The following is a 23,261-nucleotide window of genomic DNA, read 5'->3' as shown; positions in this document are numbered from 1 at the left end:
ACTCGAACAGCTTTTTCCTAAGCGATCGAACGGCCTGAAACCGTTGCAACAAGCATCGGCAGAATTTGGAGGAAAGAATGAAAAACACGGATCGGGTCTGGGATTTGGTCGATGCGCGCCGGGACGACTATGTCGGACTTTCCGATCGAGTCTTCGATCAGCCGGAGATTGCCTATACCGAGTTCAAGTCGGTCGCCGAACACAAGAAGATGCTGGAACAGGAAGGTTTCCGGATCAAGGAAGGCATTGCCGGGATTCCGACCGCGATTGTCGGAGAGGCCGGCGACGAGGGACCTGTGATCGCCATTCTGGGCGAGTTTGATGCGCTTCCCGAGTTGGGGCAGGTGGCAGGCGTTGCGGAACATCAGCCGGTCGAATCCGGCGGGCCGGGCCACGGGTGCGGTCACAACCTGCTCGGCTCGGCGGCACTCATGGCCGCCTCTGCCGTGAAAGACTATCTCGCGGAGCGGGGTCTCAAGGGCCGTGTGCGCTACTATGGTTGCCCGGCCGAGGAGGGCGGTGCCGCCAAGACCTTCATGGTGCGGGAGGGCGTCTTTGACGATGTCGATGCTGCGATTTCCTGGCATCCGGCAACCTTCACCGCCGTCAACGAAGCGCGGTCGCTGGCCAACACCCGCATTGATTTCACCTTTCACGGCCGAGCGGCGCATGCCGCGGGAGCGCCTGAACTCGGCCGCAGCGCGCTCGATGCCATTGAGCTGATGAATGTCGGCGTCAACTACATGCGTGAGCACATGCCGGACGAGGCGAGGGTGCATTATGCCTATCTGGATGCAGGCGGCATTGCCCCGAACGTCGTTCAATCCAAGGCGACGGTGCGCCAACTCGTCAGGGCGCGCGATCTTTCGGAACTGCGCGGGCTGATCGCGCGTGTCCGCAAGATCGCCGAGGGCGCTGCCCTGATGACGGAAACCGAAGTCGAGACCCACGTGGTGAGCGGCGTTTCCAACCTGATCGGCAACCGGCCCCTGGAAGAGACCATGCAACGGAACATGGAACGGCTCGGCCCCCCCGATTTCGACGATCACGATCGGGAATTCGCCGAGAAAATCCGCGCCACCTTGAGCAAGGACAACATCACCGTCTCGTTCCGCCGGATCGGCGCGGAGGTGAATCCGGATCTGGCCCTCTGCGACTTCATTGCACCGCTCGACCGCCACAGCGAGGGCGGGGAAGGCTCCACCGATGTCGGTGACGTCAGCTGGGCGGTACCGACCGTGCAGGCACGTGTCGCGACCTGCGCCGTGGGAACGCCTTTTCACACCTGGCAACTGACGGCCCAGGGCAAGGCTCCGGCCGCGCACAAGGGAATGACCCATGCGGCAAAGATCATGGCCGGCACCGCCATTGACCTGTTCGAGGATCAGGATGTTCTTCAAAACGCGATCGACGCACACCATGCCAGGCTGGGACGGGATCCCTATGCCTGTCCGATCCCGGACGACGTGACGCCTCCGCTCAAGGCGATGAGCAACCAGTAGCGGCACATCGACAAGCGGGCATGCGGCCCTGAAATCGCCGCTGCCCGCGTTTCAATGGCCCGGACCTGTGCCGTTTTCGGCGGAATGTTCCATCAGCGCGGAACGGACCGACGGGATAAGGTCGGCGTTTTTTTCGTGCAGGTAATGAAACAGCCGCAAGCTGTGGAGCGGTTCGTCGCTCACCCGGATGCAGCCGATCTCGTTTTCAGCCCTGTATGCCTCCAGCACTTGCCGGGCACCCAGAACCGCGTCCAGCCGTCCGAGTTTCAGCATGTCGAACAGTTCCTCGAAGGTTTCACCTTCCCAGACGTCCTGAAAACGTTCCGTGAGGTTTTCAAGGACAACGGCACCGGCAAGGCGGCCAACCCGTTTCGAGGCAAGGCCGGCTCCCGGGCTGGAAGACAGGCCTTCGCTGCAGGTAAACACCATCACTTCGACTGTCATCAGCGGAACGTCGACTCGCTTGAGAGACGGATATCTCGCCTCGATCGCGCTGCCTGCGACAACTTCCCCATCCACCTGTCCGGTCGAGGACAGGACCAGCGTTCTTGATCTGGGTGCGCGCACGAGCTCGACGCGAATGCCGAGCGCTGCGTAGGCCGACGTCACGATTTCCGCACTTTCTTCGACGGGCAGAACGTTTTCGGAAAGGGCGAGCACGATGGTCCTCTCGGCACTTGCCTGTGAAGAGACCAGACAGGTGCAGAGCGCCACGGCAATCATCTGCAGCCGCCTGTGCTCTCGGCCAACCCTGATTTGCGTTGCACCTGACATAACGGAAATCTAGCTGAAATAGGCCGATTTTGATTTACGTGCTAACACAACTGTAAGATTTGACAGGGACGGCCTGCAACGGGCCTCCTGCAATACGTGCGGTCGCTTCAACGAATATCGCACTTCCCGGAACCTGCAGAAGCGATTGCCTTTTGCCCTCAGTTGTCCCTATCGACTTTGTCTGCCGGTCTCTTCAGTCGGGACAACAGCAAGGGGCCGAGGGCCAGTGAAACCATCACCCGGAACAGGTGATGCAGTCCGACGAAGGCGACTTCCCGGCCCATCGCGATCGCGATCAGCGACATTTCGGCCAGGCCGCCTGGGGCATAGGCCAGCATGAGCGCAAGCGGATCAAGATCCGAGTTTCGCGCAACGAGGATGGCCGCCGAAAACGCGATCGCGATCTGCACGCTGATCACGAGAAACGCGGCACCAACCACGTGGGAGAGCTGGCGGGCCGAGATCCCCAGAAAGCGTCCGCCCACATTGATGCCGATGAAGACCTGGACGATGTTGGTCACCCATTCGGGAACGACGAAATGCGTCACCCCGGATATATGCAGCGCGGCACTCACGATCAGGGGCACGACAATGACCCGTGCGGGCAGACGTGTCCACCGGTCAGCGGCAACACCCGCAGCGATGCAGGCAAGGAACCAGCCGGTGTCGATCAGCGAGAGCGACGGGGTGGCTCCGGCCGCGCTGCGCTGAACGTCCACATGCATGAACCATGCGATCAGGAGCGGCAGTATCAGAATTGAAAGCGCGATGCGCAGGGCATGGACGATGGCAACCTTGGCCTGATCGGCTCCTGCCTGTTCGCTCAGCAGGATCATTTCTGCGATTCCGCCCGGAGCGGCACACAGCACGGCAGTCGGTTTTTGGAACCGCAGAAGCTTGCTGAGGAGCAAGAAATTGATTGAACCGGACAGGAGAAGGGCGATCAGCAGGAAAACGAGGGATGTCCACCACTCGGGGAACGACAGCAACAGTCCTGCAGTTACCGACGCTCCGAGCATGGTTCCGACCGACGCCCTGACATATGGCATGAGTGCGGTGGGCTGCTCCGCCGGTAACTTGAGCAGGGAGGCGGCGGCCACCGCCAGCATGGCCCCCATCATCCAGCCGAGCGGCAGGCCTGTCAGGGAAACGATCCAGCCTGCGAGCCCGGCAAGAACGCAGGTCGCGGCAGACCGGAGCCAGGCATGTTTGTTAAGTGTCAGCGGCATTCGATCTCGCTGTTGAGCACACCGTCGGCATCACCATACAGCCATCCGCCAGGTTTCAGAACGGTTCTTCCGATGCCGAGTTCATAACCTGCTTTCCGCCAACCGTCCCTTACGCTTTTTACTGGAGACGTTGCCATCTCTTGACGCGTCGTCTGCGCTTCGCGCGTCATCGCTCACCCGCCATGACTGCAAGCGCTTTTTCGAAGAAATTCCCGGCGCCGAAGTTTCCGGACTTGAGCGCAAGTGCGACCGGTTCCGTTTTCCCGAGGGTCAACACGGGCACACCCGGATCGATTTCGGCACCGATCATCATGGCCGGGTGTCCGAGGCACCGGGCGATCGCCTGCGCGACCGCCCCGGACGTTTCGCCGCCGGCGACAACCAGCCGGCGGTACCCTTTCTGCAGCAGGGTTTGCGCGGTGCGCGCGAACAGATCGTCCAGCCGTGCGGCAATCGCCTCACGCCCGAAGGATTCCTGAAGTGCTTTCACGGCCTCGGGACGCCCGGACGAGTAGATCAGTGGTGCCCGGTCCACATGCGAGGTGATGAAACTGACCAACGTGTCGGCGGTTATGTGCCCCGACAGCACAGCGGGGACATCGATCGGATAGACGGGATGGCGTGTCTCGTGATGCGCGATCTGCCCGAGCGTGGCGCCCGAACAGGAACCGGCAAGAATGGCACCGGGACCATTGACGGCAGGCGCTTCGAAACAACTCCGCCGCGCCAGTCCGCGGGAGATCAGATTGCCCGGCAGTCCGAGTGCGATACCGGAGCTGCCGGTAACGAGAGGCGCGTCTGCGAGCGCAGCGCCGATGTTCAGGAGATCCGCGTCCACGGCCGCGTCGACAACGATGAAATCCGCGTCTTCCGCACATCGTTTCACTTCCTCGGCAATGCGCACGTTTCCCTCCGTCACGACAGGATAGGGAATATGTCCGACCGTCCCGGCGATCTGGCTTGCCAGCACCCTTCGTATGTCCGGGTCGGTCATCGGCGTGAGCGGATGGTTCTGCAATCCGCTTTCATTGAGCAGGCGGTCGCCCACGAACAAACGCCCCTGGAAGACGGTTCGACCGGTGGCCGGAAAGGCCGGACAGACCACGACCCCTTTTGTACCCAGCGCGCCGGCAAGTGCACTGGCAACAGGACCGATGTTGCCGTCAGGCGTGGAATCGAATGTCGAGCAGTACTTGAAGACGATTTGCCGACACCCCTGGTCCAGCAGCCAGGCAAGGGCGTCAAGCGATTGCGCGACGGCTTCATCGACGGGTGCGGACCGGCTTTTCAGCGAGATAACGCCGGCATCGATATCCCGAGGTGCCTCATGGTCCGGAATGCCGGCATACTGCGCGGTTCTGATCCCGCCTTCGGAAGCGATGCCCCTTGCCAACGTGTTGGCAATATCGCTCGCGCCGGTAAAATCATCCGCTATCACACCGATGAGCATGACTTAGGTCCTCTCCCGCGCCTCGACACGCCTGCGAATTTCCGCGATTGCGGCCTCCGGGCTGGTCAGAACGGGAATACGTGTCATGGTACGCGCGCGCGGCGCGGCACTCGCCATGGAGAACTGCGCCAGGAGGATTACATCCGCGTCCCCGACTGCCGCCGCTGTCTCGGCGACCAGCCGATCATGTTCTTCGTCATCACCGTCCCGCTTGGCGGCAAGTGCGTCTTCACAGAAATGCGGGACGAGCCGTGTCGTAACGCCCCTGGAAGCGGACGCCTCGGCGAACTCGCGTTCCATGCTCTTTGCCGCGGGCATGAATGTGTGGATCAGGGCGACGCGCGTGCCGTGGTCGAAGGCAGCTTCGAACATCGCCTCATTGGGCTTCATGACCGGCAGGTGCGATTGATCCGCGGCCGCCTCGATTGCGGATCCGAACGCGGAACAACTGAACAGAATGCCGTCCGCCCCGGTGAGCTCGGCATAGCGCGAAAGACCGAGAATGCGGTCGCGAAGCTTGGCTGTCAGGTCGCTCGCCGCCGCCCGGTCAATGGACAATGCCGCGTCCAGAATGGAAACCGTCTCGGCTTCCGGCCAGAGATCTGCGGCCGCTTTCTCGATGGGATCGATCGCAACGCGCGTGGCATGGATCAGGGCAAGACGGGGGCGAGAAGACATCAGGTCAGGTCCGGTCGGGAAAAGGTGGTGCCGCAATGCCGCGGCACCACAAGGTGACGGACGTTGTTGTCCGTCGGGAGGAAGCATCAAGCCGCTTGGGCACGGTGGCGCACGGTTTCGGCGACAAGGCTGCCGAACGTATCCGTGTTGACGGCACCGCCGAGGTCCCGCGTGCGTTTGGACGGGTCGTCGAGCACCGTGTCGACGGCGTCCGAGATTGCCTGTCCGGCATCCATCAGCGCCGTTTCGCCGCGTTGCTCGCCGAGCCACGTCAGCATCATCGCCGCCGAGAGGATCAGCGAGGTCGGGTTGGCGATGTTCCGTCCGGCAATGTCCGGCGCTGATCCATGCTGCGCCTGCGCGCAGCACAAGCCGGTTTCCGCATTCGCGTTGATTGATCCGGCAAGCCCGAGCGACCCCGACAGTTCCGATGCCAGGTCCGACAGGATGTCGCCATAGAAGTTCGTCGCGACGACGACATCGTACGTCTCGGGTTTGCGTACCAGCAACGCGGCAAAGGCATCGACGATCAGTTCTTCGGTTTCCACTTCGGGAAACTCCCGGCCGACTGTCCTGAAGCACTCCAGGAAAAGGCCATCGGTCATCAGGAAGGAATTCGCCTTGTGAATGGCGGCAAGTTTTTTCTTGCGTTGCATCGCCAGCTTGAAGGCTTCACGGCAGATGCGCATCGAACCGTGGCGCGTAATCTTGCGAACGGAAAGCGCCATGTCGGGGTCGGGCATCATTTCACCCACGCCCCGGAACATGTTGCGGTCGGGATAGAACCCTTCCGTTGCTTCACGCATGATGACCAGATCCATGCCGGGGGCCTTGTTCGCGATGAAGGGTCGGGAGCGGGCGGGGCGGACATTCGCATAAAGGTCCAGGCCAATGCGGAAACCGGCTGACACGTTGCGTCCCCCTTCGGCGACGGGCGGATAGTCCATGTGGGACTGGGTTCCCAGGATGACACCGTCGAACGCGGTCCGTGCCCCTTCCAGCACGTCTTCCCTAAGCGTGATGCCGTGGTTTTTCAGGCTGGTGAAGCCGGATTCCTCCTCGTGGAAGGAGATGCCGAGGTCGAAGCGGCGGTTGGCGGCCTCGACGACGTCTAGCGTTGCCGCCATGATTTCCGGACCGATACCGTCACAGGGCAGGGTCATGATGCGCATTGTTCACTCCATGGTTCGGCGCAATCCGGCGCCATGTATCGGGAGCACCTGGAAGGGCTCTGTGTCAGGGGCTGGCAACCTAGTCGGCAGCGTCCATTTCTTCGATGAGCCTGTCTTTCTTCATCCGGTTCTTGACCCGGGCTCCCAGGAATATCGGCAGAAGAAATCCAGTGATCGCGATCACCCAGAGAATGACGGCGAGAGGGCTTCCGACGAGAATGGACCAGTCGCCATCGGAAATGGTCATGGCGCGTCGAAGGTTCACTTCCATTTCGTTGCCCAGAAGGATGCCGAGAATGATCGGGACCAGTGGCACGTCCAGTTTTCTGAGAACCCAGCCGAGCAGACCGAAGCCGACCATCAGCATCACGTCGAAGGTGGAGCCGGTGATGCCGTAGATCCCCATGAACGAAATCATCGCGACGACCGGCATCAGGATACGGGTCGGGACCAGCAGCACACGGGTGAACAGGCCGACCAGCGGAATGTTGAGCGCCAGCAGCATGAAGTTGCCGATGAACAGGGCCGCGATCAGTCCCCAGACCACATCGGGGTTTTTCTGGAACAGGAGCGGGCCGGGCGTGATGTTGAGTTGCAGGAGCACGGCAAGCAGCACCGCGGTCGTGCCGGATCCCGGCACACCCAGCGCCAGCATGGGAACCAGGGCGCCACCCGAGGCGGCGTTGTTTCCGACTTCCGGGGCAACGACGCCGCGCGGATCCCCCTTGCCGAAGGTCTTGCCGTCCCGGTCAACGGCGGACTTTTCCAGCGAGTAGGACAGAAAGGACCCCAGCGACGCGCCTGCGCCGGGAAGAACGCCGGAAATGAAGCCGATGATGGTGGACCGACCCATGGTCGGGACACAGCGGCGCAGCACCGCCAGGTCCGGCAGAAGACGGCCGATCTGCATGCCGCCCTTTCTGCCGACGGCATCGCCGCGGTGATGCTCCAGGAAGATGAACACCTCGGAGAGGGCGAACAGTCCGACGATGGCGATCAGGAAATCGATCCCGTCGAAGAGATGGATTTCGCCGAAGGTGAAGCGCTGCGAGCCGGTTTGGGAGTCGCTGCCGATCATGGCTATGCCGAGGCCGAGCGCCGCGGCGAAGGCCGACTTCGCCTGATTGGTCGAAGAGATCCCGCCAAGCGTTGCAAAGGCGAGCGTGAACAGCACGAAATACTCCGCCGGCCCGAACAGAAGCGCGATCTTGACGAGCTGCGGCGCCAGCAGCACCAGGCCGCAGGTTGCGAAGAAAGCGCCTACGAAAGACGCGATGCCGGACAGGGACAGCGCTTCGCCCGCCTTGCCCTGGCGGGCCATGGGATACCCGTCGAGGCAGGTCATCATCGCCGGCTCGTCGCCGGGAATGTTCAGCAGAATCGAACTGATGCGTCCGCCATACATCGCACCGTAATAGACACTGGTGAGCAGGATGAGCGATGGGGTCGGCCCGAGCCCGAGCGAGAAGGCGATCGGGATCAGGATGGCGACCCCGTTCGCTGGCCCCAGGCCGGGCAGCGCGCCCATGAGTGTCCCCAGAAAGCAGCCAAGGAGTGCGAGAAACAGGTTCTGGGTGGTGAGGGCAACCGTGAATCCGTCTGCGAGTGAACTGAAAATTTCCATTGAACCGGTCCCCTAGAAGCCAAGCGGACCCTTGGCCAGCGACAGGCCCAGGATCAGATGGAAAGTGACGTAGATGCCGGCCGATGTGGCGGCGCCGGTTACCAGGGACATCAGGGGCGAGGTACCCAGTCTCCAGGTCAGATAGGCAGTTGCGAATATTGTCGAGATCACGAAGCCAAGTTCCGGCAACACCCAGGCATAGAGAAACATCATCGCGGCTGCGTAAGCGATTTCGGCGAAATCGCGGAAGACGGGCCAGGACGGTTCCGTGTCGGGACGGAACAGGAAAACGAGGGAGCAGACCGCCATGACGGCACCGACGATGTAGGGGAAGGCTCTTGGTCCGACGACGTCGACCATGAAACTGTCGGGAATGATGGAGGCCGCCCAGATGTAGAAGGCGGCAACAGCCAGCCCGACGGCGCCGAAAATCCGGTCGCTCATCTTTTCCTCCGCAAAATGTGTCTGATTGATTGGGCCGCCCCGTGGCACCGGGGCGGCCACGGCACCGTTACTGGATGATGCCGATTTCCTTGGAGAGCTTGGTCACATCGTCGATCGTGCCCGCGACAAAGGTGTCCATGTCGTCACCGAAATTGTTGAAAGGTGCGATTGCGGCCGCCTCGAGAGACGCCTGGAAGCCTTCGTCCTCGGTCATCTCCATGATCGCGGCCTTCCAGAATTCCTTGGCTTCGTCCGATGCGCCGGCTGGCATGTACAGACCGCGCCAGTTTGCGCCGACGACATCGTAACCCTGTTCCTTGGCGGTCGGAATGTCGGGAAAGTTCTCCAGGCGCTCCGGCGCCAGGATGCCGATGATCCTGATGTCACCGCTTTCCAGGAACCCGAGCATTTCGGAAAAATCGCCCGAGAGCGCCTCGACGGAACCGGACAGGAGACCTGTCATGGCTTCGCCGCCGCCGGAAAAGGAGACGTATTTCAGTTTGGTCACATCTTCCAGGCCGGCCGCCTGGGCGACAAGCATCGGCTTGATGTGGTCATAGCTGCCGACGGAGGAACCACCGGCGATGCCGACCGAGCGGGGGTCCTTCAGGATCGCGTCCATCATGTCGTTGAGTGTCTGGAATTCGGAATCTTTGGGAACGGCGATCGCGCCGTATTCCGCGCCGAAGGTTGCAAGCCAGTGCACGTCTTCCTTCGAGGCATCCTCGTAGATCCCCTGGGCGATCCGGGCGCTGGTCGACATGGAGGCGGCGACGATCAGGGCATTGTCGTCATTCCGTTCCTTCGTGACGTGCGCGAAGGCAACCCCGCCGCCACCGCCGGACATGTTGGTGACCTGCATGGAATCATCGATCTTGCCGAGATCGAAGAGAAACTTGGCCGTCGTGCGGCAAATGAAATCCCATCCGCCGCCCGGGTTCGACGGGGCAATGCATTCCGGGCTCTCGGGCTTGAAGTCTGCGGCCATGGCCGCAGGCGTGTTGAGGGTGAACGCAAGTGCGGCCACGGCACTGAGCGTGGCAAATTTCCTGTTCATTGTGGGTTCCTCCCAAAGCAGTCGATTTCGGAAGCCGTAAGCGCTTCGACGGCGATATTGCATATTTAAATATAAAAATGCAAATACGAAAATTGCATTTTTACATCCAAAAAGCCGGACACGAGCACTTTGAAACGCGAAATCGAATTTCAAAATCAAGAAAAAAATGAATTAATAGAGCGAAATAGCTGAATATGAAGAGGGGTTCTGCGTAGATTGCAGATTCTGAAATTTTGTTCATTAAAATCTAAAAATGCAAAATTGATTGACATTGCATTTCGCTTGCGATGTACATTTACAAGAGAACCCGCTTCGGTTTAGCTGGGTCGCGCCGCAGTCAAGAGCGGTCTTTGGAAGCCTCTGCGCCTCAACCAGGCCGCATATCCGGGAACTGGATCTGAACATGAGAACAAGCGGTCTGACGGAACGGATTTCGCTCCAACTGGCACAGGATATCGTCTCGGGTGCCTTTGAGCCGGGTGAGCACATTCGCGCGCAATCGATCGCGGACCGCTATAACGTGTCGCGCACGCCTGCGCGGGATGCATTGATCACGCTGGAAACGGCGGGCGTCCTGGAGCACCGGCACAACCGGGGCTATTTCGTCACCGAGACGCCGCTGCAGGAGGTTCCCGAAAGCCTGCGTTCCCAACAGGGGGCCGAGAACGGGGAGTACCATCGTATTGCCGAGGACTGGTTGACGGACCAGCTTCCCGAAGAGGTGACGGAACAGTTTCTGCGTCAACGATACGGTCTGACCAAGGCGAAACTGAATGACGTTCTAGTGCGCGCGGTGCGCGAGGGCTGGGCAGAGCGGAAAGACGGCTACGGCTGGCGTTTCCTGCCCGTTGCCAAGACTGCCGAGGCCTTCGACGAGATTTACCGCTTCAGGATGGCAATTGAACCGGCGGCGATGCTTGAGCCGGGATTTGAAATTGACCGGCGTGTGCTCGACGAACAGCGCCGCATGCAGGAACGCCTGCTTGAGGCGGACCTGGACAGGTTCCAGCCCGAACAGCTTCTGAAGAACGGGGCTCTGTTCCACGAGGAACTGATCAAGCTGTCGAACAACCCGTATTTTTACACCGCGCTGCAAAGGGTCAACCAGATGCGCCGCCTGATGGAATACCGGGCCAAGATCGACAAGGACCGGCTTGTCGAACAGTGCACCGAGCATCTGGAGATTATCGGGCTGCTGGAAAGAGGGCAGGTCGCCGACGCGTCATACCTCATGCGCCGACATCTGAGCGGCGCCCTCAAGCGCAAGTCCCCGATCGCCTGGTCGTGGTCGGAGGAGATCGTCAGAGAACCGTGATCCGGTCCGCGCACCACGGAGTGTGCGCCTCATCGAGGGTCGGCCCGCTGCGTGCGCTTCACGGCGTTGACTGCCGTCCGCCTGGAAAGGTGTCCAGTGCGGCGACGTGCGCGCGCGGTATCTTCGCGAGCACATGATCCGTCACGATCGCGGAAAGCCAGATGCCGACAAGCGTCAGCCACGCGGTCACCGCGAAAAGGGAGGCTCCCGTTATGCCGGCACCGACGGCGCAGCCGCCCGCGAGCATTCCGCCGAACCCCATCAGGGCCGCGCCGGTGAGGTACCGGGCCATGGACGGGCCGCTTTCGAACCCCTGCAGCATCAGTTGCCGGGTGAGGAAGGCGGCGAAAAACGAGCCGAGGAAGACGCCCGGCACAAGTCCGGAATTGAATCCGAGCTCTTCGAAGGGGGCGGACAGGAACAGCATCAGCATGTCGGCCGAAGGCCCGGTGAAGGTCACGCCTTCCACCTGTACCGGATCGAAGGCCTGCCGGGTCATGGCGGTCGTGAACCAGAGCGCCAGCGGCACCGTCAGACCTGCGCCGATGGCGGCTGCCAACCGCCAGACGGAACTCCGGTTGCGCCAGGCGAAACCGAGGCCCGCGAGCAGCCAGAGGCCGCCGAACAGAAAGACCGATGCCTCGCTCATGCCCAGGAATGTCGTGAGATCATTGCCGCCTGTATCGACCGTTGTCCACAATCCGGACAGCCAGTCGCGCAGGGGTTTCAGGGCACCGTAAAGACTGGCCTGGGCAACGACGGCAAAAACCAGGCCGGACAGCAGGGCCCTCAGGTTGCCCGTTGCCGAAAGCACCAGCAGCCGGCTCGCGCACCCGCGGGCCATTACCATGCCCGTTCCGAACATCGCCCCCCCGATGAGCGCCCCGGAGAGGCTTTGCGGCGATGCCAGCTGGCGCGTTTCGCCGGTATCGACTTCGCCAAGCAGTGCCAGAAACTGTGTCGCGATCAGGGCGCTGGAAAACGCCAGCAGCCAGATGGGAAGCCGGTCGGCGGGTCTGCGGCGGGAAAACTCCAAAGCGGCGGCCCTGAGGCAGAACCGGCTCTGCTGTGCGAATGCACCGAACAGGATGCCGACAGTCAGCCCGCCGAGCACGAGCACGGTGGGTTCCGGCAATCTGTCGAGTAGTGCGGTCAGGTCCATAAGCGATCCGGCGCAGCGGGCTCAACGCTGTCAGCAGTTCAAGATCCGACCAGTGTGAAGGCAGCGAACCGGCGCGCATTGACCGATCTCAAGAATGAAACAGAAAATTCGAATTTTTGAATATGAATAATGGCCACGGCAGCCGATTTGGCCTTCGCTGCTCCGGCAGACGGTGTTACTCGGCAGGCGCAAAGCCGGTGATGAGTTGCTTCAGGCCGAAAGCGGCGCCGGCGAAAATCGCCAGAAACGTGATCGGTGCGCTGTAGGCAAGCACGGAAAAGGCGGAAATGCCCTGACCGACGCTGCAGCCGACGGCAAGGATCGCGCCCGGACCCATGATTGCAGCGCCGGTAATCTGACGCCGGAGTTCGCGGGGGTCCTCGCAGGCTTCCCAGCGGAAGTGTCCCTTGGCGAAGGAGCCGAGGAACGCACCGATGACGACGCCGACGACCGATCCGACGCTGAAGGACAAGGTGTTTCCAGAGGCGGTCATGCCGTAATAGATCGTGTCGCCGATCGGCGCGGCGAATGTGTGCGTCTCGATCGGTTCCGCCTCGAAACCGGTCATGGCGACCCAGTAGGTGCCGACCCAGCCCGACACGATCGCAAGGCCGACGACACTTCCCCAGAAAACGTGCTTGGGCGACGTCCTGAATGCGGCACTGGTGAGCGTGAAGGCGATGATCAGCCCGCCGACGGCAAGGCCCGTGATGATTGGCGCGATCCCGAAGGTGGCATCAACGAACTGGCTGACACCCTGCGGGGACTGAGCGCCGGTTTCGACCGGAAACAGCCAGACGCGCGCATGGGCGAGGGGCCCGGACATGACGAAATAGGCGGACAGTCCCATGACGATCACCATGACAAACGCGCGCAGGTCCCCGCCGCCGAGGCGAGCGAGTGCGCCGTATCCGCAATTGCCGCAAAGGGCCATGCCGTAGCCGAACATCAGCCCGCCGACGATCGAGCCAAACGGGTTCCAGACCCTGTCGAGATAGGCCGTGCTTGATCCTTCGAGAAGTCCGGAGGACATGGCGGCATGGGAGCCGATAATGGCGACACCGATTGCAAGACCCCACATGCGCAGACGCCGGTCGTCCGCTCCGTAGAGAACGTCTTCAATGGCGCCGAGCGTGCAGAAGCGTCCGATACGCGCAGCAAGTCCAAGGGCGATCCCGCCCAAAAGGCCAATCAGCGCAACCGTGTTGGCTTCTCCAAGCGCCTCCAGCATGTCCGGCTCCTCCCCAGGGTCCTGACCCTACCCGGACGCTAGTCGAGCGTTCGGTTAGTCCTCTCGGCAGAACAGGTCATAAACCACTTCCATGATTTGCTTGGGCCGGTCGTCTGTCAAGCTGTAGTAGATCGCCTTGCCGTCGCGGCGCGGGGTCACAAGGCCTTCAAGTCTGAGCCGCGTCAGTTGCTGCGACACGGCGGCTTGCCGCGCGGACAGAAGATTTTCCAGTTCCGCCACGGACTTTTCACCCGAGGCGAGGTGGCACAGGATCATCAACCGGCCTTCGTGGCTGATGGCTTTCAGGAAATTGGAGGCGCGCTGGGCGTTCTTCATCATCCTGTCCATGTCTTCGGCACACATGTCGGCATCGAACACCGGCAGGCGGGAAGTGGTTTCGCTCGCGTCTTCGGGCGTGCCTTGCGTGTCAGCGCTCATCGTTTCTCAACCTGTCTGATCCAGCGGAATATTCGCTTTGCTGAACATCATGCTGAGCAAGCTCCAGAAAAAATCCTCACCGGGGTACCCCTCGATTCGACCGACTTCTCCGCCATTGTGCACGAGAATGAAGGTCGGTGTGAAGCGGACCTTCCGTTCGAAGACCACATCGGGCGTCTCGCCGTGCAGGTTATAGCGCTTCAGCGGGGCGGTTCTACCCTCGGCCGTTTTCGGGTAGATATGCGCGATCTCCTTGTTCCACCTGGCACACCAGTGACACCCGTCTTCCTCCGCCATAAGCAGGAACGTGTCGGCATGCGCCGCGGCCGGCGCGAGCGTCAGCAACAGAACGATCAGCGTCTTCAACAAAGTCAATTCGAAACCCCGATTGACGAGTGCACACACTTAATCATAATCTAATTTGTGAATATATCAAGCTGAGAAGCAGCTCAATCCATGTTCGAGATCACCTATTTCGGTGCGCTGGCCGCAGGGCTTTTGTCGTTCCTGTCGCCCTGCATCCTGCCGATCGTTCCCTTCTACCTGAGTTACCTGGCGGGTGTCGGGGTGAACCAGGTGGAATCGGAGGCGTGCGTTTCTGGTGCCGTCAAGCTGCGCGCTTTCCTGTCGGCCTGTTTGTTTGCCCTCGGGGTGATCACCGTCTTCATGGGACTGGGGGCCACGGCCAGCACGTTCGGTCAGTTGGTGCGCGAATATTTCGACGTGTTGCGCTGGATTGCAGCTGCGATCATCATCGCGATGGGGCTTCATTTCCTGGGACTCGTCCGGATCGGCATCCTCTATCGGCAGCTTCGGGTCGAAACCGGCAATGCGGCGGGCGTCAGTCTGCTCGGGGCCTATGTCGTCGGGCTCGCGTTTGCCTTCGGTTGGACCCCGTGCGTCGGCCCGGTGCTTGCCGCGATCCTGTTCACGGCTGCAGGCCAGCAGACAGCGGGTCAGGGCGCGACGCTGCTCTTCGTCTACGGCCTCGGCATGACGCTGCCTTTTGTTGTCGCGGCTCTTTTCATCGGCCCGTTCATGACCTGGATGGCCGGTTTTCGAAAATATCTTGGCGTCGTTGAAAAGCTCATGGGGGCGTTCCTGATCCTGTTCGGGATCCTGATCGCGACGAATTCCATCAACATCATCGCCCAATGGATGCTGGAAAACGTCCCCTGGTTCAGCGCCATTGGCTAGTGGAGGAGGAATGACAATGACACGTTTGTTTGCGGTGCTTTGCGCGCTCTTGTTCTCGGCGCAGGTGTTCGCGGCCGAAATCGGCGATGACGGTCTCCATAAGGCGTCCTGGATGCGGGACACGTTCAAGGATCTCTCCGAAGATCTTGAGGAAGCGAACGCGGAAGGCAAGCGCCTGATGGTGATTGTCGAGCAGCGCGGCTGCATCTACTGCAAGCGGATGCACGAGGAAGTTTTCGTCATTCCGGAGATCTCGCAATACATCGAAGACAATTATTTCGTCGTCCAGATCAACATGTTCGGAGACGTCGAGGTCACCGATTTCGACGGCACGACACTGCCGGAAAAGGACATGGTCAAACGGTGGGGCGCTCTGTTCACGCCCAATATCTTCTTCTTCCCGGCCGCAGTCGACGACGGCGTCACTGCACCTCAGGCGGCTGTCGCCAACATGCCGGGCGCTTTCGGGCGGTGGACAACGATGAACATGCTGACCTGGGTGGTGGAAGAAGGCTACAACAGCGACGAACCCTTCCAGAAATACCACGCACGCAAGTTCGAAAGCCAAAACAAGTAACGAACCATACCGCAGCGCGACATATTATTGCGTTTTTGCTGCGCGTGCGAACAGATAGATAAATTCATTTAATTGAATTTGTTATTGCGTAAACGCGAATATGTGCTGTATGGTCGCATGAAAGGTCGCCGGGAATCGGCTGAGGGAGGACCCATGAAACACGTATTATTCGGCATAGGCGCAATGCTTGCTGCATCGACGGCGTTCGCCGAGGCGGTCAAGCCGACGGATGTCGTCTTCACTGACGGCGCTGTTGACGTTTCGCTCTCGGGCGTGGCCGGCGATCCTGCCGCGGGGGCCGAAATCATGAACAAGGGTGCCGGCAACTGCATTGCCTGTCATCAGGTGTCCGTCCTGAGCCACCTGGCGTTTCACGGCGAGATCGGACCGCCGCTCGACGGCGTCGCGGACCGGTGGTCCGTCGCGGAGCTGCGCGGCATCGTAGCGAATGCGAAGGTGATGTTCGAAGGCAGCCTTATGCCGTCCTTTTACAAGACCGAAGGGTTCGTTCGCCTCGGGGATGCCTATACCGGCGATGCCCATGGCGACGGCGACGTGCAGCCGCTGCTGACAGCCCAGCAGATCGAAGACGTTGTCGCCTTTCTCGTAACGCTCAAGGAAGAGTGAGCTTCCTGACATGGAGATCAACATGGAAATGACACGGCGAAAGCTACTCGCATTCGGCTCCGGCACATTCGCCCTCGCCACCCTGTCGAGCCTGCCCGCATTTGCTTCCCTGACGGACGATGCGATCGCGGCGCTGACCGGTGGCGCGGACATGGGCGAGGGAGCCATCACCCTGACGGCGCCGGAAATCGCCGAAAACGGCAACACCGTTCCGATCGCCTTTGATGCTCCGGGCGCGGCGGAAGTCACGCTGTTTGCTGACGGCAACCCGGTTCCGAACGTGGCTACGTTCAAGTTCGGCCCGCTCAGTGCCTCGCGCAGCGCCTCGACGCGCATCCGCCTTGCCACGACACAGAACGTGGTGGCGATCGCCAAGATGGAAGACGGCTCCTTCCAGATGGCCAAGGCCAACGTGAAAGTGACCATCGGCGGCTGCGGCGGCTGATCGGCAAGGCATTAGGAGATAAATCATGGCATCCGGTGTGAAACCACGGGTAAAGGTACCCAAGAAGGCTGCGGCGGGCGAGACGATCACCATCAAGACGCTGATCAGCCACAAGATGGAAAGCGGTCAGCGCAAGGACGATGACGGCAATGTCATTCCGCGCTCGATCATCAACCGCTTCACCGCCGACTTCAACGGTCAGAACGTGATCGACGTGGTGCTCGAACCCGCAATCTCGACCAATCCCTACTTCCAGTTCGAAGCGGTCGTGCCCGAGTCCGGTGAATTCAAGTTCACCTGGTACGACGACGACGGGTCAGTCTACGACACGACGAAGAAGATCACGGTCAGCTGACCGTCAATGACAAGCGTCTGGTTGAGGGAGGAAGGCGTGAAGAAAACGACAATAGCAATCGGGTCCGCTGCTGCATTGGTGTTAATGCCGGGTCTGGCAATGTCCGATCCGGACGAGGACAGCCTGACGATCAATGGCGACATTTCGATCGTCACGGAGACCGATGCGCCGGCGCACACGGAAAATCTCTCGACGATCTACTCCGGCTGGCGGTTCCGCTCCGACGAGACCCAGGCTTTCCAGATGGACGATTTCGACAATCCGGGAATGATTGGTGTCGAAAACGCGATGGTCAATTGGGAAACGGTCGACGGAACCGCAGGCAAATCCTGCGCAAGTTGCCACGAAGGTCCTGAAACCATGGCCGGTGTTCGTGCCGTCTATCCGAAATGGAACGACGAAAAAGGCAAGGTGACCACCATCGAAATGGAGATCAACGATTGCCGCACGACGCACATGGGCGCGGAGAAGTGGAAATATACCGGCGGCGACATGACCGACATGGTCGCCCTGATTTCCTCCGTTTCGCGCGGCATGCCCGTGAATGTCGCGATAGACGGTCCAGCCAGGGAAACCTGGGAGCAGGGCAAGGAACTCTACTATACCCGGACCGGCCAGCTTGAGCTGTCCTGCGCAAACTGCCACGAAGACAGCTATGGTCTCATGATCCGCGCCGATCACCTGAGCCAGGGCCACATCAACGGCTTTCCGACCTACCGGCTGAAAAACACCAAGCTGAATTCCGTGCATGCACGGTTCAAGGGGTGTGTGCGCGACACGCGCGCGCAGACCTACAAGCCGGGCTCGCCCGAGTTCATTGCGCTGGAACTTTATGTTGCCTCGCGTGGAAACGGATTGAGCGTCGAAGGGCCGTCCGTCCGCAACTGACGCCATTACCGGGTCTCGGATAACCGCCGAGACCCTTTTTGCAAAGTGATATATTCACTTATGCGCATATGTTAAGAGGAGCGAGCAGGAATATGATATCGCGTCGCGATTTTCTGCAGGTCGGAATGGCAGCATCCGCGGTTGTCGGCGCCTCGGGTTTCGGCAACTGGGCGCGCCTCGCCGCACAGCAGGCGCTCACTCAGGACCAGCTTCTGGAATTCGACACGTTCGGAAACGTCTCCCTCATTCACGTCACCGACATTCATGCGCAGCTGAAACCGATCTATTTCCGGGAGCCGTCCGAAAACATCGGTGTGGGTGAAAACCGGGGTGCCGTACCGCACGTGACCGGCGCGCAGTTCCGCAAGCTTTACGGGATCGCGGACGGCAGCCCGAGCCATTATGCCCTGAGTTCAGGTGACTTCTCATCACTGGCGAAGGGGTATGGCCGGGTCGGCGGACTGGACCGTGTTGCGACCGTCATCAAGTCCATTCGCGCCGACCGTCCAGACGCGATCCTGCTGGATGGCGGAGACACCTGGCACGGCTCCTACACCTGCTACAAGACGGCGGGGCAGGACATGGTCAACGTCATGAACGCGCTGAACCCGGACGCGATGACATTCCATTGGGAATTCACGCTCGGCAGCGACCGCGTCAACGAGATTGTCGAAAACCTTCCGTTCGCAGCGCTCGGCCAGAATATTTTCGATGTCGAATGGGACGAGCCGACGGAGCTCTTTCCGCCCTACAAGATGTTCGAGCGTGGTGGCACGAAGGTCGCGGTCATCGGGCAGGCATTTCCCTATATGCCGATCGCCAATCCGGGCTGGATGTTCCCCGAATACGCCTTTGGCATCCGCGATGAAAACATGCAGGCCATGGTCGACGAAGTGCGCGCGGATGGCGCCGAATGCGTCGTTGTTCTCAGCCACAACGGGTTCGATGTCGACAAGAAGATGGCGACCGTGGTCAGCGGCATCGACGTCATCCTCTCCGGCCATACCCACGATGCACTGCCGGAACCGGTGCTGTCGGGCAAGACGATCATCGTTCCGTCCGGCTCGAACGGGAAATTCGTCAGCCGGGTCGATCTCGACATCCGCAACGGTCAGCTGATGGGCTACCGCCACAAGCTCATTCCGGTCTTCGCCGACGTCATCGAACCGGATGCGGAAGTCGCCGCGCTCATCGACGAGCAGCGAGCGCCTTATCTTGACGACCTGTCGGAAGTCATCGGCAGGACCGACAGCCTGCTGTACCGCCGGGGCAATTTCAACGGCACCTGGGACGATCTCATCTGCGATGCGCTGCTGTCCGAACGCGATGCCGAGATTGCGCTCAGTCCCGGCGTGCGTTGGGGCCCCTCGCTGATCCCGGGCCAGGAGATCACGCGCGAAGACATTTTCAACGTCACCTCGATGACCTACGGCAAGGCCTATCGCACGGAAATGACGGGTGAGTTCCTGAAAGTGGTCCTGGAAGACGTCGCGGACAACATCTTCAACCCGGACCCCTACTACCAGCAGGGCGGCGACATGGTGAGAACCGGGGGACTCGGATACAGGATCGATATCGCCCAGCCGCAGGGCAGCCGCATCTCGAACATGACGCTCCTGGAGACAGGCGAGGCTATCGACCCGTCGCGCTCATACGTGGTGGCCGGATGGGCCAGTGTGAACGAGGGCACGGAAGGGCCTCAGATCTGGGACGTCGTTGAAAATCACATTCGCAAGCTCGGTACGGTGTCAACGCGGCCGAGCAACAGCGTCGAAGTCATTGGTGCATAGTTTAGGCAGGGAGTCCTCATTGATGGACGCGAAAACCAAACCGTCCCGAAGGTCCTTTCTCAAGGGCAGCGTCGCGATTGCGGGCGCGTCGGTCGCCGGAACCGCGAGCGCGAGCGAAGCCGACCCGCTGATCACACAAGTTCAGGACTGGGCCTCGATCACAGGCGCCGGCGTGGATGAGACGCCTTATGGCATGCCGATCAGTTTCGAGAAGGACGTGGTTCGCCGCAATGTCGAATGGCTGACCGCGTCTCCGATTTCTTCCATCAACTTCACGCCGATACATGCGCTGGACGGCACGATCACGCCGCAGGGCTGTGCGTTCGAGCGCCACCACTCGGGTGCGATCGAACTGCGCAAGGAAGACTACCGGCTGATGATCAACGGCCTCGTCGACAGGCCCCTGGTGTTTCACTACGCGGATCTGGAGCGGTTCCCGCGGGAGAACCATGTCTACTTTTGCGAATGTGCCGCCAACACCGGCATGGAATGGGCGGGCGCCCAGCTGAACGGGGCCCAGTTCACGCATGGCATGATCCACAACATGGAATATACCGGCGTCCCGCTGCGCACGCTCCTGAACGAGGCGGGCCTCGCCGCAGCGGGCGACCTCAAGGACAAGTGGGTCTACGTCGAAGGCGCGGATGCATCCTCCAACGGCCGCTCGATCCCGATGGAAAAGGCCCTGGACGATGTGCTGGTGGCGTTCAAGGCCAATGGCGAGGCGCTGCGCATGGAGCACGGCTACCCGGTCCGCCTCGTGGTGCCGGGCTGGGAAGGCAACATGTGGGTGAAGTGGCTGCGCCGCATCGAAGTCACCGACATGGCGGTGGAAAGCCGCGAGGAAACCTCGAAATACACCGACGTCTACGAGGACGGCACTGCCCGGAAATGGACCTGGGTGATGGACGCGAAATCCGTCATTACCTCGCCAAGCCCGCAAATGCCGATTTCACACGGGAAGGGTCCCCTGGTCATCTCCGGGCTCGCCTGGTCCGGACACGGCAAGATCACGCGGGTCGATGTGTCAAGGGACGGGGGCATCACCTGGGAGACGGCGCGTCTTGGCAAGCAGGGTGACACCAAGGCCCTGACCCGCTTCTACCTGGACATCGACTGGGACGGCAATCCGATGCTGCTTCAGTCGCGTGCCATGGACGAGACCGGATACGTCCAGCCGACCAAGGACCAACTTCGCGAAATGCGCGGCGAGAACGCCGTCTATCACAACAATTGCATCCAGACCTGGTTCGTGGATGAAAACGGGGTCGCCGAGAATGTCGAAGTCTCTTAACCAGATCGTTCTCCCGGTTGCCGGCGGGACGGCGCTTGCGCTTTCGGCCGCGCTCCTGTTTGCCAACATGGACTACGGGCAAAAGAAGATCGGTGCGCTGGAACAACGGGTCGAACAGGTCTCCCTGCAGGCGGCATCGGCGAACCAGCGCGCTGAAGAAGAGGCGGCGGCCGTCTCGGACCTGAAGGAAAAAATCGCCGAGATCCAGGCCGCGGCGGAAGAACGCGCGGCGCTTGGCAGCGACCTTACGGAATATGCTCCGGAAAAGGACGGAAAATTCGGGCTGGGCCGGGAGGCCCGTGCCGAAGAAATCGCGGCCTGGGATGTTGACGTGCTGCCCGACGGGCGCGGCCTGCCCGAGGGCCGGGGCGATGCCTACTGGGGCGAAGAGGTCTTCGCCGAAAAATGTGCCTCCTGTCACGGGGACTTCGCCGAGGGCGTGGACAACTGGCCCGTTCTTGCCGGCGGGTTCGACACGCTCGGCGACAAGGATCCGGTTAAGACCGTCGGCTCCTACTGGCCGTATCTTTCGACTGTCTGGGACTACGTGCACCGCTCCATGCCGTTCGGCGAAGCGCAGACGCTCACCGCCGACGAGACCTATGCGATTGTCGCCTATATCCTTTATTCCAACGATCTCGTGGACGACGACTTTGAGCTGAGCCACGAGAATTTCGCCGAATTCGAAATGTACAACACGGACGGGTTCGTGATCGACGATCGTCCGGCGCTGGAATACACCAAGTGGCGGGCCGAGCCCTGCATGGAAAACTGCAAGCCGAGCGTCGAGATCACCATGCGGGCCACGTTCCTTGACGTGACGCCGGAAGATGGCGGCGAGTCGATCATGAACCACGCGAGCGCGGACGACACGCCGACCTTTGTCGCAACGGCGGCGCCTTCGGAAGAGACCGCCACCGGGGCGGCATCGCCTGCTGCCGTGTCGGCATCGCTTGATCCTGCACTGGTGGCTTCGGGCGAGAAGGTCTTCAAGAAATGCAGCGCCTGTCACGCAGTCGGTGCAGGCGCGAAGAACAAGTCCGGTCCGCACCTCAATGCGCTCATCGGCCGCCAGATGGGCTCCGTGGAGGGTTTCAGGTATTCCAAGGTGTTCGTGGCCGCGCAGGAAGAAGGCAAGGTCTGGGACGAGGCGGCTCTGGCGGAGTTCCTGGCCAAGCCGAGATCTTACATGAAAGGCACGAAAATGGCCTTCTCCGGGCTGAAGAAACAGGACGACCTCGATGCCATCACGGCCTATCTGAAGTCGGTCGGAGAGTAAGCGAAGATGCGCCTCGCCCGAAACCTTCCCGCTATTGTCTTCTGGCTGCTGTGCTCGGCCGCGCTGGCAGACGACTTCGGCGATCCTGTTGCCGGCGAGGCAGTCTTCAAGAAGTGCAAGAGCTGCCACATGGTGGGTGAGGGCGCGAAACACCGGATCGGGCCTCACCTGAACGGGATCTTCGGCCGGCAGGCCGGAACGCATGACGATTTCCGCTATTCCAAGGCCCTCGTCCGGGCCGGGACCGGCGGGCTTGAATGGCATGCCGACACGCTGGACGCGTTCCTGGAAAAGCCGCGGGCGCTTGCCAGCGGGACGCGCATGAGCTTTTCGGGTCTGAGGAAACCGGCGGACCGGCTCGACCTGATCGCCTACCTGCGCACGTTCTCCGATGACCCGGCCAACATTCCCGAGGCGGATCCGACGGCGACCCCGACAAACCACGATCTCGACCCGGCCATTCTCGCGCTCAAGGGCGATCCGGAATACGGCGAATATCTCAGCAGCGAGTGCACGACCTGCCATCAGGCAGATGGTGCGGACGACGGTATCCCGTCGATCGTGCTGTGGCCGGAAGAGGATTTCGTGGTCGCGATGCATGCCTACAAGAACAAGAAACGCGCCCATCCGGTCATGCAGATGATGGCCGGGCGGCTCAATGCGGAAGAGATAGCAGCGCTGGCAGCCTACTTTGCCGCGCTTGAACAATGACGGTGCTTTTAGGGAGGAAGAA

The 23,261-nt window shown here is 61.0% G+C and carries 24 protein-coding genes; 12 read left to right on the top strand and 12 right to left on the bottom strand.

Annotated elements, in window-relative coordinates:
- The first annotated feature begins 77 nt into the window (after positions 1 to 77).
- Positions 78 to 1,502 (top strand): M20 family metallopeptidase, encoded by a 1,425-nt coding sequence (locus ACO08A_RS01420; protein WP_422039493.1) that lies wholly within the window; start codon positions 78 to 80, stop codon positions 1,500 to 1,502.
- A 51-nt stretch (positions 1,503 to 1,553) separates the two neighbouring features.
- Here ACO08A_RS01420 and ACO08A_RS01415 read toward each other — a convergent pair whose 3' ends face one another.
- From ACO08A_RS01415 to ACO08A_RS01380, 8 genes are all read right to left on the bottom strand, one after another.
- On the bottom strand, positions 1,554 to 2,225 hold the full coding sequence (locus ACO08A_RS01415) for a substrate-binding periplasmic protein (RefSeq protein WP_422039492.1): 672 nt from the start codon (positions 2,223 to 2,225) through the stop codon (positions 1,554 to 1,556).
- A 209-nt stretch (positions 2,226 to 2,434) separates the two neighbouring features.
- The gene (locus ACO08A_RS01410) at positions 2,435 to 3,505 is read right to left on the bottom strand and encodes an AbrB family transcriptional regulator (RefSeq protein WP_422039491.1); all 1,071 of its coding nucleotides are present in this window, start codon (positions 3,503 to 3,505) and stop codon (positions 2,435 to 2,437) included.
- Between the two features lie 166 nt (positions 3,506 to 3,671).
- A complete protein-coding gene (gene otnK, locus ACO08A_RS01405; RefSeq protein WP_422039490.1) occupies positions 3,672 to 4,955 on the bottom strand; it encodes a 3-oxo-tetronate kinase in 1,284 nt (427 codons plus the stop codon).
- A 3-nt stretch (positions 4,956 to 4,958) separates the two neighbouring features.
- Positions 4,959 to 5,633, bottom strand: coding sequence for an aspartate/glutamate racemase family protein (locus ACO08A_RS01400; RefSeq protein ID WP_422039489.1), 675 nt, complete (start codon positions 5,631 to 5,633; stop codon positions 4,959 to 4,961).
- Positions 5,634 to 5,719: 86 nt separating this feature from the next.
- The gene (locus tag ACO08A_RS01395) at positions 5,720 to 6,805 is read right to left on the bottom strand and encodes an isocitrate/isopropylmalate dehydrogenase family protein (protein WP_422039488.1); all 1,086 of its coding nucleotides are present in this window, start codon (positions 6,803 to 6,805) and stop codon (positions 5,720 to 5,722) included.
- A gap of 79 nt (positions 6,806 to 6,884) precedes the next feature.
- Positions 6,885 to 8,429, bottom strand: coding sequence for a tripartite tricarboxylate transporter permease (locus ACO08A_RS01390; RefSeq protein ID WP_422039487.1), 1,545 nt, complete (start codon positions 8,427 to 8,429; stop codon positions 6,885 to 6,887).
- Between the two features lie 12 nt (positions 8,430 to 8,441).
- Positions 8,442 to 8,873, bottom strand: coding sequence for a tripartite tricarboxylate transporter TctB family protein (locus ACO08A_RS01385; RefSeq protein ID WP_422039486.1), 432 nt, complete (start codon positions 8,871 to 8,873; stop codon positions 8,442 to 8,444).
- 67 nt (positions 8,874 to 8,940) lie between these two features.
- A complete protein-coding gene (locus ACO08A_RS01380; protein WP_422039485.1) occupies positions 8,941 to 9,930 on the bottom strand; it encodes a Bug family tripartite tricarboxylate transporter substrate binding protein in 990 nt (329 codons plus the stop codon).
- 403 nt (positions 9,931 to 10,333) lie between these two features.
- Between ACO08A_RS01380 and ACO08A_RS01375 the strand changes: the two genes are divergently transcribed.
- Positions 10,334 to 11,245: a GntR family transcriptional regulator gene (locus ACO08A_RS01375; RefSeq protein WP_422039484.1), complete on the top strand. Its 912-nt coding sequence runs from the start codon at positions 10,334 to 10,336 to the stop codon at positions 11,243 to 11,245.
- 58 nt (positions 11,246 to 11,303) lie between these two features.
- Here the strand turns inward: ACO08A_RS01375 and ACO08A_RS01370 are convergent, their stop codons facing one another.
- From ACO08A_RS01370 to ACO08A_RS01355, 4 genes are all read right to left on the bottom strand, one after another.
- Positions 11,304 to 12,407 (bottom strand): YeeE/YedE family protein, encoded by a 1,104-nt coding sequence (locus ACO08A_RS01370; protein ID WP_422039483.1) that lies wholly within the window; start codon positions 12,405 to 12,407, stop codon positions 11,304 to 11,306.
- Positions 12,408 to 12,582: 175 nt separating this feature from the next.
- Complete coding sequence (locus ACO08A_RS01365) at positions 12,583 to 13,638, bottom strand: YeeE/YedE family protein (RefSeq protein WP_422039482.1); 1,056 nt, start codon at positions 13,636 to 13,638, stop codon at positions 12,583 to 12,585.
- 54 nt (positions 13,639 to 13,692) lie between these two features.
- Positions 13,693 to 14,001 carry a metalloregulator ArsR/SmtB family transcription factor gene (locus ACO08A_RS01360; RefSeq protein ID WP_319387622.1) on the bottom strand — a complete coding sequence of 103 codons (309 nt, stop codon included), beginning with the start codon at positions 13,999 to 14,001 and terminating at the stop codon, positions 13,693 to 13,695.
- Positions 14,002 to 14,082: 81 nt separating this feature from the next.
- Positions 14,083 to 14,451 carry a hypothetical protein gene (locus ACO08A_RS01355; protein WP_422039481.1) on the bottom strand — a complete coding sequence of 123 codons (369 nt, stop codon included), beginning with the start codon at positions 14,449 to 14,451 and terminating at the stop codon, positions 14,083 to 14,085.
- A gap of 81 nt (positions 14,452 to 14,532) precedes the next feature.
- Between ACO08A_RS01355 and ACO08A_RS01350 the strand changes: the two genes are divergently transcribed.
- The 10 genes from ACO08A_RS01350 (at position 14,533) to ACO08A_RS01305 (ending at position 23,239) form a co-directional block, all read left to right on the top strand.
- Positions 14,533 to 15,273, top strand: coding sequence for a cytochrome c biogenesis CcdA family protein (locus tag ACO08A_RS01350; RefSeq protein ID WP_422039480.1), 741 nt, complete (start codon positions 14,533 to 14,535; stop codon positions 15,271 to 15,273).
- A 16-nt stretch (positions 15,274 to 15,289) separates the two neighbouring features.
- Entirely contained in the window at positions 15,290 to 15,850 is a 561-nt protein-coding gene (locus tag ACO08A_RS01345; RefSeq protein WP_422039479.1) for a thioredoxin family protein, read from the top strand.
- A gap of 153 nt (positions 15,851 to 16,003) precedes the next feature.
- The gene (gene soxX / locus ACO08A_RS01340; RefSeq protein ID WP_422039478.1) at positions 16,004 to 16,477 is read left to right on the top strand and encodes a sulfur oxidation c-type cytochrome SoxX; all 474 of its coding nucleotides are present in this window, start codon (positions 16,004 to 16,006) and stop codon (positions 16,475 to 16,477) included.
- A gap of 22 nt (positions 16,478 to 16,499) precedes the next feature.
- On the top strand, positions 16,500 to 16,922 hold the full coding sequence (soxY, locus tag ACO08A_RS01335) for a thiosulfate oxidation carrier protein SoxY (protein ID WP_422039477.1): 423 nt from the start codon (positions 16,500 to 16,502) through the stop codon (positions 16,920 to 16,922).
- 25 nt (positions 16,923 to 16,947) lie between these two features.
- On the top strand, positions 16,948 to 17,277 hold the full coding sequence (gene soxZ / locus ACO08A_RS01330; RefSeq protein ID WP_319386595.1) for a thiosulfate oxidation carrier complex protein SoxZ: 330 nt from the start codon (positions 16,948 to 16,950) through the stop codon (positions 17,275 to 17,277).
- A 36-nt stretch (positions 17,278 to 17,313) separates the two neighbouring features.
- Complete coding sequence (gene soxA / locus ACO08A_RS01325; RefSeq protein ID WP_422039476.1) at positions 17,314 to 18,165, top strand: sulfur oxidation c-type cytochrome SoxA; 852 nt, start codon at positions 17,314 to 17,316, stop codon at positions 18,163 to 18,165.
- A 92-nt stretch (positions 18,166 to 18,257) separates the two neighbouring features.
- Positions 18,258 to 19,955: a thiosulfohydrolase SoxB gene (soxB, locus tag ACO08A_RS01320; protein WP_422039475.1), complete on the top strand. Its 1,698-nt coding sequence runs from the start codon at positions 18,258 to 18,260 to the stop codon at positions 19,953 to 19,955.
- A 22-nt stretch (positions 19,956 to 19,977) separates the two neighbouring features.
- Positions 19,978 to 21,249: a sulfite dehydrogenase gene (gene soxC, locus ACO08A_RS01315; RefSeq protein WP_422039474.1), complete on the top strand. Its 1,272-nt coding sequence runs from the start codon at positions 19,978 to 19,980 to the stop codon at positions 21,247 to 21,249.
- Positions 21,233 to 22,528 (top strand): c-type cytochrome, encoded by a 1,296-nt coding sequence (locus ACO08A_RS01310; RefSeq protein ID WP_422039473.1) that lies wholly within the window; start codon positions 21,233 to 21,235, stop codon positions 22,526 to 22,528. The genes soxC and ACO08A_RS01310 overlap by 17 nt, the downstream gene beginning before the upstream one ends.
- Positions 22,529 to 22,534: 6 nt before the next feature.
- On the top strand, positions 22,535 to 23,239 hold the full coding sequence (locus ACO08A_RS01305) for a c-type cytochrome (protein ID WP_422039472.1): 705 nt from the start codon (positions 22,535 to 22,537) through the stop codon (positions 23,237 to 23,239).
- Positions 23,240 to 23,261 lie beyond the last annotated feature (22 nt).

The organism is Roseibium sp., assembly GCF_965232425.1.
Classification (GTDB): Bacteria; Pseudomonadota; Alphaproteobacteria; order Rhizobiales; family Stappiaceae; genus Roseibium.
The sequence above is the reverse complement of the archived record's forward strand: the minus strand, read 5'-3'. Positions and strand labels throughout refer to the sequence as shown.